This window comes from bacterium (genome assembly GCA_036382775.1).
Classification (GTDB): domain Bacteria; phylum Hydrothermota; class Tepidihabitantia; order SM23-42; family JAOAFX01; genus DASVHD01.
In genome coordinates, this window is record DASVHD010000016.1 from 43,411 (window position 1) to 57,098 (window position 13,688).

The window sequence follows — 13,688 nt, forward strand, 5'->3', positions numbered from 1 at the left end:
GCGAAATTAATGACCTTGCATGCAGTCGGTAGGAAAGAGAAATCGTTACGATGTTAATGAAAACCATTATCACTTATGAAAAAAAATATATCATCATGATTTACCAACGGCGTTTTCTGCTATTTCACTTATCGCTTGTATTGTTCTTTGGATTTCCACGGCGGTGTTGAATGGTCCGATCGACAGCCGAACAGTACCGTCTGGCATCGTGCCGATGTTGTCATGAACAAGAGGGGCACAATGCAAACCCGTCCGCGAGTAAATGCCGTATCTGGTTTCAAGCATAGCACCTGTTTTATCCACGTCAAGTCCCTTTATTCGGAATGAGATTATGGCAGTGTGCTTTCCCATAACCGGTTCATTATAAAGAACGACATTGTCGATCTTCCGGAGTTCATTGCACAGCATTTTTGCGAGTTTCATTTCGTGTTTATATATGTTTTCTATTCCTTTTTCGAAAATATAATCATGCGCTGCAAAAAGACCCGCCACTCCAACCATATTTATCGTGCCGCACTCCAGATAATACGGAAACTTTTCTGGTTGATATCTTTCCTGGGAAAGTATTCCTGTACCGCCGAAACGAACCGCTTCTATTTTCACTCCATCCCGGATTTGCATGCCGCCGATGCCCATTGGACCCAACAACGATTTGTGTCCTGTAAACGCCACGACGTCAATATGCGATTTTTCCATATCGATGGGCACAACACCAGCCGTCTGCGCGGCATCAAGCGCGAAAATCACGCCTGCTTTTGTGCATATTTCGCCGATATCCTTTATCGGTTGAATTGAGCCGATTACATTAGAGCAATGATTGACGATGACCAGTTTCGTATTCTTTTTGATTTTTTTCTTTATATCAGCAGGATCGATAAATCCTTTTTTATCGAATCCGATCCAATCTACATTGATATGCATCCTTAACGCCAGGTGATTCAATGGCCGAATAACCGCATTATGCTCCAGCGCAGTTGTTATGACGTGATCGCCATTTTTCAGAATACCATTGATTATCATATTGAGCGAATCAGTTGCATTGTATGTAAAAATCAACCGATTGCGGTTCTCGGAATGAAAGAACCGCGTTAGTTTATCGCGTGTTCTCTCAAGTATCGTCTCCGCCTGTTGATAAGCATAACCTTTTGCCCGGCCGGGATTGACTCCATATTGTCGATAAAAGGCATTCATGAATTTGTAAACGCAATCCGGCTTGGGAAAAGTAGTTGATGCATTATCAAGATAGACGAAAGAAGTTCGCCTGAATTCTTTGGTGGCTCTTGTAATTTTTTTCATTTTACTCACGTTACCTCCTTTTTTCAGCGGGAAAGATAATTTTCATGATTAAGTTATCCTAATAGTAATGATAATCATTTTCATTAATAAAAAAAATTTTTATTTCTGACAATCGGCACATAATCCGCAAAATTGAATTACATGATTTGTGATCTTGAAACCAAATTTCTGTGAAAGTCCTCTTTCAGTCCGTTTTACCAGCTCGAGTTCGTCCTCGATAAAATCCGTATAATCTATCACTCGGCCACAACGTTTACAGACAAGATGATGATGATGCTGTTGACCCTTTGGACCTTCCGACAACTCATAACGAGCACGGTCATCGCCAAAGTCAAATTTAAAAACCAATCCCATTCGGACCAGCAATTCAAGGGTGCGATATATTGTGGTTAATCCGATATTCGGATAAACTTTATGCACAATAAAATAAATGTCTTCCGCGCTTAAGTGCTCAGTTGTGCTGTGCAACACATCCAAGATCGCCTCACGGGGTACAGTCATTCTATAGCCATGACCATTGAACTTATGGCGCCAATATGACCATAATTTATATTTCTTTTTTAGCATATTTTCTTTCTTGGCAACTGTTGATAATGCAACCATTTTTGACCTATTCCATTATAAACATAAGATGCGGAGTGTCAAGACCGTTCACATTTTATGTCATATAAAACCAAAAGCACATTTATTAATCAATTCAAAATCTAAAAACACATACCCGAGAAAGGTTCTCTGTTTCAATATCGTTAGTTTTAACGCTTTGGTCTTTGATATTTTGAGCCATATTCCCCGCTTTGGCCGCTAATACAAACAATGATGCGGGACTATAGTGTGCCATGTTGCGACTGAAATGTACAGCAGCCCTATAATAAATATAATGTGAAATAAAAAGTTGAGATTGCTTCGTCCCGCTTAAGCGGAACTCGTAATGACAGGGAGACAGATGAGATTGCTTCCCCTCGTTCTTAGGGACACCAGTTATCCCCCCCACCCTTACCCTCCTCCTAACAGGACTCCAGTTATCCCTCACCCCTACCCTCTCCCTTTCCAAGGGAGAGGAATAAGGTGAGGGTTTAGTCTTTGATGCTGCCCTCGAGGGGGGAGGAAAAAGGAGGGGGTGAAAGGTTGCGCACAAAGAGCGTTCGCCATGACAACAAACAAACAGCCGATTCTGCTTTTTTTCAAATCTGAACTTTTCAGTGGTTAGTATCCATGGCAAGGAACGAAAACTGACCTGCCATACATTTTATAGTTTCATGCCATAAAACTACCGATATTTCAGAACATATTTTGGACGTAAAACGTTTTTATAGAATTCATTATAGTTTTGAAGTTGAAGAGAAAAACATTATTGAGCACCTGTCCACAAATTCGAATTTGTGGACTAATGGCTCGGTTTTATTCCCCTCCCTCTTATTCCCTCCCGCAGGGGGAGGGAAGTGAGTAGGAGGGGCGGGAGCCGGCAAAGAGTCACAAGCCCTTCGTAATGGTAATAGTCCGATGCAGGCGGATGATATTGTTTGGAAAGTGCCCAGCACTTTTTGAAACCTGACCGATTGAGCAACAAATACGATTTATTGTAAAAGCAGTATGCGATGATTTGTTCTGCGGTGGTGTTAAAAAGTGCTGGGTTATCCGGTGATAATGAGCTGCATGATAAGGACGTCGAGCCGGCGGTTGAATTTCTTGCCGATCTCCTTAAGGACGCCGACTTTCTGAAAATAGAATTTTTCCAGGACGTGGATGATCACGCTGTTGCTCGTTTCGATGCGGGCGACGACCGAGTGCAGGTGGTGCTTGGTCGCTTCCAGCAAGACCGCGCGCACAAGCTCGGTGCCGATCCCCTTGCCTTGATGGCCGGCATTGATATAGATCGACAGCTCGACGCTGTCTGAATAAGCGCACCGGTCAGACCACGGGCTCAATGAACACCAGCCGACAACATCCGGTCCGATCTCCGCAACGAGGATCGGGTGTTTTGGACCATGGCTTTTGAACCAAACGACCTGGTCGTCCATGGTCTTGGGCTCGGTGTCAAAGGTCGCGACCGAAAGCACGACCGATTCATTGTAGATATCCGTGATCGCCTTGAGGTCGCTGATCGTGGCACGGCGGATCGTGGGTTTTACTTTACCGGGTTGGTCGGGCATGATCTAAGATTATAGTCATTATCGCAAGGCGGTCAAGGATATGATAAACACGATGCGGTACCGGTTCAATAAGCGATGCCGAAACGGTCGATGAGGAATTTCCTTGCTTGGTCAAACCCCAGGTCCGCCGCTTTTTTTAGATCCCAGACGGCGGAATCGCGGTTGCCGTTCTTATCGTAGGCGATACCGCGGTTATAGTATGCTTCAACGTACAACGGGCTCAGCTCGATCGCTTTGGTAAAGTCCTTGACCGCTCTGGCATATTCGGTCTTGGAATAATAAACGGTCCCCCGGTTAAAATAGGCTTTCACGTGCCCGGGATCGAGCTTCAGGGCGCTGCTGTAATCCTCCAGCGCCCGTGTCCATTCTTTTATCAGCGTATGCGCCAGCCCGCGGTTGAACAGCAGTTCCGGGTCGTCAGGTCTTAGTTCCAGCGCCCTGGTGTAATCCTTTACGGCTTCCTCTACTTCTTTTTTCTTGAGGTATGCGTGCGCCCTGAACGTGTAAGCCATGATATTTGCGGGGTCGAGTGTTTGCGCACGGGAACAATCCTTTATAGTGCTTTCGTAATCACCGGTATTATAGAAAGCGATCGCCCGGTTGACCAGGGCGGTCGTGTTATTGGCATCGCGCGCAAGGACCTTGTCGCAGTCAGCCGCGGCGCTCCTGTAGTTGTTGACCTTGAGGTAGGCTGAAGCCCGGCTGCAATATGCCGCAGCGTAACCGGCATCGATGCCAATAGCCTTCGTGAGATCGTTGATCGCGGACTGGTACTCGCCCGCGTCCAGCTTGATAATACCGCGGTTAAAATAAGCTTCTTTGTAGCGCGAGTTGAGCTCGATCGTTCTGGTAAAGTCCTTCAGCGCTTTATCCTTTTGGCCTAGTTCGCAGTAAACGTTCCCGCGCCGGAAAAAGAGCGAATCATCTTTGGAATTGATATTGATCGCTTTGATAAGATCGGAGACCGCTTTGGGATATTGCTTCTGGGCAGTGTAGATCGTGCTCCGGAGTACATAGGCTTGCGCCATGGCCGGTTTGAGCTCCAGCGCCCGGTCTAAATTTTCAAGCGCCTTCTCGAAGTCATGTTTGCGGTACAGGTCGGATCCCCGGCGATAATATCGGTCGGCTTTCGAGACGGTTCCCAAAATTTCATTACCGGCATATTCTTTATCAAGTTTCGCCGCCATCGCCAGATCGGCGTCGGATTTTTCATAAAGACCTTTATGTTCATAGGCAATGCTGCGCTGGAAATATGCTTTTGCATACTTGGCATCAATATCAATGGCGCGCGAGAGGTCCGCGATCGCGGTTTCATAAGATTCTTTTTTTAAATACGCGATCCCCCGGTTGCAGAATGCCCTGGCATTTCGGCTGTCATGTTCGATCACAGCCGAGTAATCTTTTATTGCTAATTCGGTCTTGCCGATACTGTAATAAGCAGTGCCCCGGTCCGTGCGAAAAGCGGCGTTGTTCGGCTCCAGTTCGACCGCTCTGGTTAGATCCTTGATCGCCAGGTCGTAATCGGCGGTTTTTATGTAGATCCCGCCCCGGCTCGCGTAGGCCGCCGCAAAATCCGGACGCAACCGGACCGCGCTGGCAAGATCATCACAGGCTGCGCCATGATTCCCGGTCATTATGTACGCCAGCCCCCGGTTAAAATATGCCTGCGCCTCGCCCGGGTCCTGTTCCAGGGATTTTGTATAATATTCGACCGCAAGTTTATAGTTGCCTTTTTTGTATGCTTCAAGCCCCAGCTTGTTATAGTCGGTGGCAGCATAGGTGACGGCGACGATAATCGCCAGCGCCATCAACGCCTGGCCACTGCCCAGCGGATCAATGCTCATGCGTTTCCAGTGTAGTTTCATGGTCCGTGTTTTCCCTGATTTATAATCCGGACGGTTCCCTGGTCGCCATCCACCTCGAGCATCTGACCGGTCCTGATTATCTTCGTGGCCGGCCCTACGTTCACCACGGCCGGTATCCCGTATTCCCGCGCCACAATGCTGCCGTGACTCAGCAAACCTCCCATGTCGACCACGATCGCGGCGGCGGACATGAAGTAAGGCGTCCAGCCCGGGTCCGTGAAGGGTGCGACGAGGATCTCGCCGGGTCTGACCGTCTCCCTGGAACGCGTGTCGAGGATGACCCGGGCTTTTCCCCGGACCACGCCGGAGCTGACCGCGAGGCCGGTCATGACCCGCTGTCCCTGCGCCACCGGCTCGGGCTGGTGTCTGCGCGGATCGAAGACCCCCCTGATAACCTTGGGCGGCGTGATGGTCCGGTCCAGATCGTACTCCCGGCGCCGTTCCTTGAGCAGACCGCGGACGCCGGAGCGCGGGGAGCCTTTTAATAGCGGACCGATCTCCTCCATGCGGAGGAAGAAAATATCATCGACCTTCGATATGATGCGCCTTTGACGAAGTCGGTTCCCGAATTCCAGGATGATGCGGCGTATGACAAACCAGGCCTTCATCCACATGTTCTTCAAATTCTCCCGGATGACGCTGCCCTGCTGGGCCTTCCGCAGGTAATAGTTGAAAACGAATCGATGAACGGGATTCTTGAGTTTCGCGCGTAAATCGGCGGTGAGTTTGACGCGGCGCTCCGTGACGCGGTCATAGTGCTCGGTCGGGTTCCCGTCCGTATCCGAGGCTCTGAGGTAATTGCGGATCATGCCCAGGACGAAATCGGAGGACTCGCTCCACCGCGGATTCATGAGTTCGATCTCGCTGCCGGTATGATGGCCGTACCGGATCATGAAATCATGCCAGGCGTGAAGGAATTCCCGACCGTCTTTCACGCGCGCGATCCGCGGCCGCAGAGCTTGCCAATTTTGCCGACCCGAAATGTTCCGCAGTAACACTGGGTGCTGTCGGGCGGACCGGGACAGTTCGTAAAGGGCCAGGCCGGCCTTGGCCGGCTCGATATCGCCGATGCCAGCGAGCAATTGGTTGGTCTGTTCGCCGGGCCGGCCCTTGAACCATTTTTGGCACAGTTTATCCAGGTTCGTGTAGTACATCATGGCCAGAGCGAGGAATCCTGACTGATGGATAGTGGAATATATCTTATCACACACCTCGCGCCATAGGCCGAAAAGATCGTCATCGGAAAGGCCGGCAAGGTCATACTTGTAAAGGCGTTCGATATTGGTTTTGATATTTTCCAGGTCCTTTATGGCCGTTTTCGGGTTGAAGGTGAGGAGCTGGAGCGTGCGCAGGGGCAGGAAAAGGAAGGCACGGGAGACCTTGAACCGGATCACGGGGATGTCTTCGTCCGCGATCGTCAGGTTCCCCATGTCACCCATGGAACCCTGGGCGCCGCCGAAAACGTTCGTTATATCGAACTTCCGGAAGCCGGGTATGCTGCGTAAAATGCCAGCAAGGGTATTGAGATTGAAATAGGCCCGGCCGGCTATGCGATTGAACAGGACGATGTCGCCCAGCTCAGCGCCGACGATGCCGAGGAATGAGTCGAAGATGCATTTGACGAACGGCACGACCACGGTCCAGGTCATGGGCGTGACCACGTCGGGAAGCACCTCGCCGGTGTTGGCGTTCGTCCATATCTGGCGGTCTTCCCAACTGCTTTCCGCGCGCGCCGTGGTTATGGGCCGGGTCTGGAGGATAAATATTTTCTTACCAGCCACCGCCCATTCGATGTCCTGCGGGACGCCGAATTTTTTCTCGATCCGGACCGCCTGAACGGCGAGCTTCCTGATAATCCCGGGATCGAGCCCGCGTCCGGTCGTCTCCGCGGAGGGGGTTTTGGAGATCTTGCCGCCGCACTTGACCACGGTCGCCCGGTCCGGCGCGGCATGGCCTGAGACCAGCCGGTCACCCAAACCAGAGACATATTCGATCATCACTTTGTCCTGCCCACCGGTCGCCGGATCACGCGTGAAGGCAACACCGGCAAAGTCCGCGGGAACCTGTCGCTGGACGATTACCGCCATCCCCAGCGAAGCGTGGGCGATGTTGTTCTTCCGGCGGTATTCGTATGCCCGTTCGCTCCACAGCGAAGCCCAGCACTTTTTAACGGCGGTCTGAAGACCTTGGAACGAACTAACGCCCAGGATTGTTTCATATTGCCCGGCAAAGGATAACCGCGCCTGGTCTTCGGCGGTCGCCGACGAACGGACCGCCATGAGCGGAGCCTTCAATGTTGAATAGTATTCAAGTAGCCCCCTGACCAGTTGGGGATCGATGGTCGGTTCGAGTATCTGACGGCGGATCCCGGCCAGGATTTTGGGCCGGTCATTCTTTTTTGCTTTTTGGATATCCCCGAGAGCGTCGTGCAATGGCATGCTTAAGCGTTCGTTAACATGCTGTTCATACGCCATGCAGGTAAGGCAAAAACCGGGCGGCACGGGCAAGCCATACTTACGAAGGATGAAAAGGTTGCGCGCTTTACCGCCGACTTGTTCGGTCGAAGGCTGATGACGAGATCTTAGATCGATTATCAGATCGGCTAGCGACACGCAATATCATAATCAACCGGCATAAAGTGTCAACAGCCGCGGGCGACCTAGCGGAACGCTCCTCCTTGACGAGTAATGCTGAGTGGGTAGACTATCATGATATGGGTATGGGAACAAAAATGCACCTGGGAGATCTCGGTTCACCGGTCGTACAGTGTGGTTTATTCTTGATTTTGTACAATAATGTCGTTAATCTGATCCCGCCGGCAGTACACGCGCGACTGTATGTGGGATTGAACGTCCTTGTACTGATCATTCTGTGGTCATACGCACACCGTTACTGGAATTTCCGGCCAGCTGATGCGGGGATAAGAGCGGGCGGTTTTTGGACGAGCCTGGGGCTGGGGATATGCCTGGCAGCGATCATCATTATTCCTTTTTATATTGCGCTGGTGATCTTGCCCAAGATCGGTATATCGCTGCCCGCGATCCATCTTGATGAGGTCGATCAGGAAGGTCTGATAAGAAGGTTGCTTGTCCGGATCCCGGTGGGCACGGTTCTTTTCGAGGAGATGCTATTCCGTGGTATTTTTCTTGGCCTGTTATTGAGAGAACAAAATCGGCCACGGGCCCTGATTGTATCAAGCTTTGTTTTTGGCGTCTGGCATATCGTTCCGGCATTAAAAGTAATGTTCAGGAATTTTGGAGTTTCCAGCATTCTCCCCGGGATCGGCATGTTCATCCTCGGGATAATTGGAGCTGTGATCGCTGGCTATGTTTTTGGTTGGGTGAGGATTAGAAAGAACAACATCATCGGACCGGTCATTGCCCATCTGCTCATAAACGATACCGCACTCGTCTTGATATATTTCATGTGGCGGGCTTGACCGGTGCGCTTAAAAAGCGCTAAAAGTAGATAATATTCCGGTACTTAACCGTCGCCGGCCTGTCCTTGTACATCATTTCATATAATTCCTGGTAAGCTTCCTGGATCCGGTTCCTTTTGAGTTTCAAGGTCTGTGTGAGCATGCCATGTTCGACTGTAAGGCTTTCTTCAAGCAGTATGCACGCCTTTGGTTTTTCGTACGAAGGCAGATCGGCGATCGCGTTGGAGATCTCCTTTTTTAAAAGCGTTTTGATCACATCATTTTCAAGTAGCTCGCCGTAGCGCTTGAACTCGATCCCCTGTGCTTTTGCGTGCTTCTCGATCGCCTCGCGGCTGGGAATAACGAGAGCGACAAGATACTGTTTATTCTCGCCCCACACCACTGCCTGTTCAATAAATGGGCTGAACGTGATCCTCGCTTCGATCGGCGCGGGAGGGATCTTCTTCCCGCCGGACGTGACTATCAACTCTTTTATCCGGCCGGTGATCACAAGATGGCCATGCTCGTCGAATTTACCCTGGTCACCAGTATGCAGCCAGCCATCCGGATCAAGCACTTTTGCCGTTTCCTCCGGTTTATGGTAATACCCTTTCATCACGTTCGGGCCCCTAACCAGGATCTCATCGTTTTCGCCGATCTTAACTTCAATGCTGTCGAACGGTCGGCCCACGGTACCAAGGATATTGTCTTCGACGGTATTGCTGGATACGACCGGCGCGGTTTCGGTCAGACCATATCCTTCGATAATATTGAAGCCCAGGACATAAACGATCTTGGCGATCTGACGGTTTAACGGCGCGCCGCCAACAACGATGGCGCGTATCCTGCCGCCGCCGAGTTTTTTGAATTTTGACGCGACTAATTTTTTATACACCGCGCACTTCATGGTAAGACCAAGAGACACCTTTTGTTTTTTATATATCCGATTCGCCCGTTCATTCAGTGTTTTGATCGCCGATGTCACCAGCATTTGCATGAATCGGGAACTACCGGTGATCTTGGCGACCCCGGAATTGTAAGCTTTTTCTATGACCCGCGGCACGGCCAGCAGAATTGTCGGGCGGATCTCTTCGGCATCATCAACGACCGTCGTCAGGTCCTGCGCATAACCGATGGAACCGCCGGCGAAAAGCACCGAGTAGTAACCGCAGGTCCTTTCCAGCATGTGGCCGATGGGAAGATAGGAGATCACAACGTCATCCGGCGTAAAATTGAATTTTTTGATCGCGATATCGGTGTTGGAGACGATATTGGTATGCGTGAGCATGACGCCTTTAGGTTCGCCGGTGGTGCCTGAAGTATAGACGACCGTTGCCAGGTCATTGGGTGAGATCCCGGTTATTGCCGTATCGAGGCGTTTACTACTGGTTTTCATATCGGCAAAACTGATAGTTCTCTTATCGGTCTTACCTTCGTGGTCGAATATGACGATTCGCTGAATAGACGGAGTTTCAGGCAATATCTGCTCGACGATCGACAATAACTCGCGGTTTTCTACAAAGATCAACTTCGCTCCAGAGTCATTGAGAATGTATTTCACACTGGCCGGGGGCAGAACATGACCCGGCATATGATAGATGGGAACGACGATCGCGCCCAGCTTCAGTATCGCCAGGTCAGTCATCGCCCATTCGGGTCGGTTGTACGACATGATGGCGACAGTGTCACCCTGCTTTATTCCCAGCGAGCGCATCTCCGCCGCCACGGCGTCGATTATGGCGCTCAGCTCTTTATAGGTCATTGACCGGTAGATACCTTGTTCCTTGTGCCGGAGCGCAATGCGGTCAGGGTAGCGCACAACCGCGTCGTGGAATGTTTCATAGACCGTCTTATACATTTGCACCTCCTCCGGCCGGTGTTTTTTCAAATCGCTGGAAAGCGATCACCAGCATGACCAGAATTATCCCGGGAATGATGATCCATAACGGTCTTTCGACCCAAAATCTGGACAGGTCCATCATATTCCGCCCAAAACCGGCAACGCGCAAGACCAAATATCCAAAAGCAAAAGCTACGAGGTGCCATAAGTACAAGGTCATGATCATGGAGTTGGCGAGGATCACTGCCATCCATGGTTTTGTTCGGCTCAACCACCGCGTCAGGGGGTTTCGCAACAGCATGGCCAGACCAACCAGCCAGATGGCCAGGGCGGCAATGCAGATTGTGGGCGGGTGCATATTGGAGAATTTTTCAAAACCCGTGCCGACCATACTGCGGGGGTAGACACCGATATTAGTAAGGACAATGAGGGCGGTTAGACCGGCTGCGGCGATCGCTCCGTGCACCCGGCGGGGTATCCGCGTCAAAGTGCCGTCGGCATAGAAAAATCCCAGTTGGTGCACAAAAAGCCAGACAAATGCGACATTGAACCATCGGATCAAGTGTATTTGCGAGTTGATCGCGATTATGTCCACGCAGATCGCAAGCAGAAGCAGCGCCGCGGGGATAGCCAGACCGAAACGCCGGTGCACCGCGCGCATGAGCGGCGTCAAGAGCACCATGAAAAGGTATACGCCCAAAAACCACAAAGGCAGCACGACCATTATGCCGACCCGTGCGTACGTTTGCCAGTTCGGGATGACACCGATCATGATCACGTACATCAGGGCGATTATGAACAGAAAGGCGAAGGTCGGTTTGAACAAACGTACCAGCCTTGTCCGGTAAAAGTCAAAAAGTGATTGTCCCTTGCGTTTATACGAGTCGTAGGTGATCATGTTCGAGAACCCCCCGACGAAAAAAAACAGCGGCATGACCTGCAGTATCCAAGTTGCCGCCCACATGCCGGGGATCATGCCCACGGCGTTGCAGCCCCTGATTCCCTGACTATCGTTCACTATCATTGAGCTCAGCCAGTGTCCCAGGACCACGACCATGATGCTCATTGCCCGCAGGAAGTCAACATACCGGTCGCGTGTAGCTGGCGTTCGAGCCGCCAGTTGCGCGAGTTTTGAGTTGAATATAATACCCATGAGATCCTGTTACCTCCGTTTGGCTATTGGGCTATTGCGCTGCGCGTTATTATACAGTTGTCTGCTATTTTGTCAATGGCGTGTATTGGCAGTCGCATAACATATGGCTATTCGGCATCCTGTATCTCTTCTTCACATGGCAGCGTGTCTTTAGATCCTATATTCCCGAGTTCAAACTGTTCGGCACGCGTGCGCAAAATTTCTTTTAGCCAGGATTCCGGGTATTCCCGGTACTGACGTTCGCCATTTTCATCCTGAACATATCCGTCATTGTATTTGGTTACCAGGCGTTCCCCAAGTTCACGCCATTTTCCTACGACCATTTCAGCCTGAATGACGGAATAGTTTGAAAGATAATCAACCATTGCTGTCGTATCCGATCGATACAGAGCCAGGGCGGTTTTTTCAATGGAAGGTTGTAATTGAAGGAAGCTGCTTTCGAGCTCGCCTGGCACCGATTGGATATCTTTTATCATGTAACAATACCGAAGGTTTGAGTAATTGGAAACAAAGTTGAAAACCCACCAACCGCAGTCCCGGGAGAATTTTTTTTGATCTCCGCGGGTGAAAGATTCAGGAACGGTGTTATTACCGCAGTAAAAGGGAATATAACAGGAGGCGTATGTATCGTCCAGCCCGTACCAGTAGACGCCGCCGATTTTGTCCGGCAGCCACGAGCGTGATTGCGAAACGAAGGAATATGCGGTCGGCTGGGTCGAAATTGCACGTTCCCATCCATACTGCACGCTGTCGATGGTCCAGAATAGAGGCCGCCAGCGGTAAGGAAGGCCGTGCGCGCCGGCGTCAACACCTTTGGTCATGTCATAGTCTGTATTTTCAAAATGATCCCGCAATAAAAAACCACAGACCTTGATCCGCGCTTGAGCGCTGAGTTACTTAACGTGAGTTATTCAAATATTTTGAGGTATTTGCCGTATCCTTCTTTTTCCATGGCTTCTTTGGGTATAAAACGAAGCGAAGCCGAGTTTATGCAATAGCGCATGCCAGTCGGTGCCGGTCCGTCGTAAAAAACATGGCCCAGGTGAGAATTGGCGTGTGCGCTTCTCACCTCTGTCCGCGTCATGCCCTGAGTCGTATCTTGTTTTTCCATAATGTTTTCAGGTTCGATCGGGCTCGTGAAACTGGGCCAGCCGCATTCGGAATCGAATTTGTCGCGAGAACTGAACAAGGGCTCGCCCGATACCACGTCGACATATATCCCTTCACGCTTGTTGTTCCAGAATTCATTGAAAAAAGGCGGTTCGGTCGCGTTTTCTTGCGTGACCTTATACCGCACAGAAGTGAGTTTTTTCTTAAGTTCCTTTTTGAGCGGCACACTGTACGTTTCGGTGCCATTGTCCTGCTGAAATTTTTCAATAAACCGTTTTCTACCGGACAGGAGCTTGTAGGTTTCATAACGCGCCGGGTTTTTTTGATAAAAATCCTGATGGTATTCTTCCGCCGGGTAAAAGACCTTGAAGGGCTTGATCTCGGTCCTTATCGGCTTTTTGAACCATCCTGATTTCTTAAGTGCATCCCTCGATGCAACGGCCTGCTTAAGCTGGTTTTCATCGTGGTAAAATATCGCGGTCCGGTATTGGGGTCCCTTGTCGCTGAACTGTCCGTCAGCATCGGTCGGATCGATCTGCTGCCAGAATACCGTCAGCAGCTGATCATAGGATACCTTAGCCGGATCATATGTGATCTGTACTGCTTCATAATGCCCGGTCGTTTCAGAACATACCTGCTCATAGGTCGGGTTCTCTACAAACCCGCCCGTGTATCCAGACTTAACGTCGATGACGCCGTCCAAGTTCTTAAAGGCCGGCACTACGCACCAGAAACAGCCGCCGGCAAATGTCGCAATTGCAAGTGATCCCAAGCCAAACCCCCTTTTTAGTTTTCATGATTTAGACACTACAGAGTATCCTTTGTTTATGTCCAAGCATGGTCGACATTGATTTTC

The 13,688-nt window shown here is 50.4% G+C and carries 10 protein-coding genes; 1 reads left to right on the forward strand and 9 read right to left on the reverse strand.

Annotation, left to right across the window (positions count from 1 at the left end; translation table 11 throughout):
• Positions 1-93: 93 nt before the first annotated feature.
• From VF399_02875 to VF399_02895, 5 genes are all read right to left on the reverse strand, one after another.
• Positions 94-1,296 (reverse strand): aminotransferase class V-fold PLP-dependent enzyme, encoded by a 1,203-nt coding sequence (locus tag VF399_02875; protein ID HEX7319286.1) that lies wholly within the window; start codon positions 1,294-1,296, stop codon positions 94-96.
• A gap of 99 nt (positions 1,297-1,395) precedes the next feature.
• Positions 1,396-1,899 (reverse strand): transcriptional repressor, encoded by a 504-nt coding sequence (locus VF399_02880; GenBank protein ID HEX7319287.1) that lies wholly within the window; start codon positions 1,897-1,899, stop codon positions 1,396-1,398.
• 1,028 nt (positions 1,900-2,927) lie between these two features.
• Positions 2,928-3,446 carry a GNAT family N-acetyltransferase gene (locus VF399_02885; GenBank protein ID HEX7319288.1) on the reverse strand — a complete coding sequence of 173 codons (519 nt, stop codon included), beginning with the start codon at positions 3,444-3,446 and terminating at the stop codon, positions 2,928-2,930.
• Between the two features lie 65 nt (positions 3,447-3,511).
• The gene (locus VF399_02890; protein ID HEX7319289.1) at positions 3,512-5,311 is read right to left on the reverse strand and encodes a tetratricopeptide repeat protein; all 1,800 of its coding nucleotides are present in this window, start codon (positions 5,309-5,311) and stop codon (positions 3,512-3,514) included.
• Positions 5,308-7,923, reverse strand: coding sequence for a PEP/pyruvate-binding domain-containing protein (locus tag VF399_02895; protein HEX7319290.1), 2,616 nt, complete (start codon positions 7,921-7,923; stop codon positions 5,308-5,310). Before VF399_02895 ends, VF399_02890 begins: the two co-directional genes overlap by 4 nt.
• Before the next feature lie 107 nt (positions 7,924-8,030).
• Here VF399_02895 and VF399_02900 point away from each other — a divergent pair, with 107 nt between their 5' ends.
• Positions 8,031-8,750, forward strand: coding sequence for a type II CAAX endopeptidase family protein (locus VF399_02900; protein HEX7319291.1), 720 nt, complete (start codon positions 8,031-8,033; stop codon positions 8,748-8,750).
• Between the two features lie 19 nt (positions 8,751-8,769).
• On the opposite strand, the gene VF399_02905 is transcribed toward VF399_02900, so the two are convergent.
• The 4 genes from VF399_02905 to msrA form a co-directional block, all read right to left on the reverse strand.
• A complete protein-coding gene (locus VF399_02905) occupies positions 8,770-10,587 on the reverse strand; it encodes a long-chain fatty acid--CoA ligase (GenBank protein HEX7319292.1) in 1,818 nt (605 codons plus the stop codon).
• A complete protein-coding gene (locus tag VF399_02910) occupies positions 10,580-11,722 on the reverse strand; it encodes an acyltransferase (protein ID HEX7319293.1) in 1,143 nt (380 codons plus the stop codon). The genes VF399_02905 and VF399_02910 overlap by 8 nt, the downstream gene beginning before the upstream one ends.
• 107 nt (positions 11,723-11,829) lie before the next feature.
• Positions 11,830-12,576 carry a C69 family dipeptidase gene (locus VF399_02915; protein HEX7319294.1) on the reverse strand — a complete coding sequence of 249 codons (747 nt, stop codon included), beginning with the start codon at positions 12,574-12,576 and terminating at the stop codon, positions 11,830-11,832.
• Positions 12,577-12,629: 53 nt separating this feature from the next.
• Positions 12,630-13,604, reverse strand: coding sequence for a peptide-methionine (S)-S-oxide reductase MsrA (gene msrA / locus VF399_02920; protein HEX7319295.1), 975 nt, complete (start codon positions 13,602-13,604; stop codon positions 12,630-12,632).
• Between the last annotated feature and the right edge of the window lie 84 nt (positions 13,605-13,688).

Coding starts and splice junctions, on each gene's coding strand:
- VF399_02910 (HEX7319293.1), bottom strand. CDS start 11,722: ATGGGTATTATATTCAACTCAAAACTCGCGCAACTGGCGGCTCGAACG.
- VF399_02890 (HEX7319289.1), bottom strand. CDS start 5,311: ATGAAACTACACTGGAAACGCATGAGCATTGATCCGCTGGGCAGTGGC.
- VF399_02905 (HEX7319292.1), bottom strand. CDS start 10,587: ATGTATAAGACGGTCTATGAAACATTCCACGACGCGGTTGTGCGCTAC.
- VF399_02875 (HEX7319286.1), bottom strand. CDS start 1,296: ATGAAAAAAATTACAAGAGCCACCAAAGAATTCAGGCGAACTTCTTTC.
- VF399_02900 (HEX7319291.1), top strand. CDS start 8,031: ATGGGAACAAAAATGCACCTGGGAGATCTCGGTTCACCGGTCGTACAG.
- VF399_02885 (HEX7319288.1), bottom strand. CDS start 3,446: ATGCCCGACCAACCCGGTAAAGTAAAACCCACGATCCGCCGTGCCACG.
- VF399_02880 (HEX7319287.1), bottom strand. CDS start 1,899: ATGGTTGCATTATCAACAGTTGCCAAGAAAGAAAATATGCTAAAAAAG.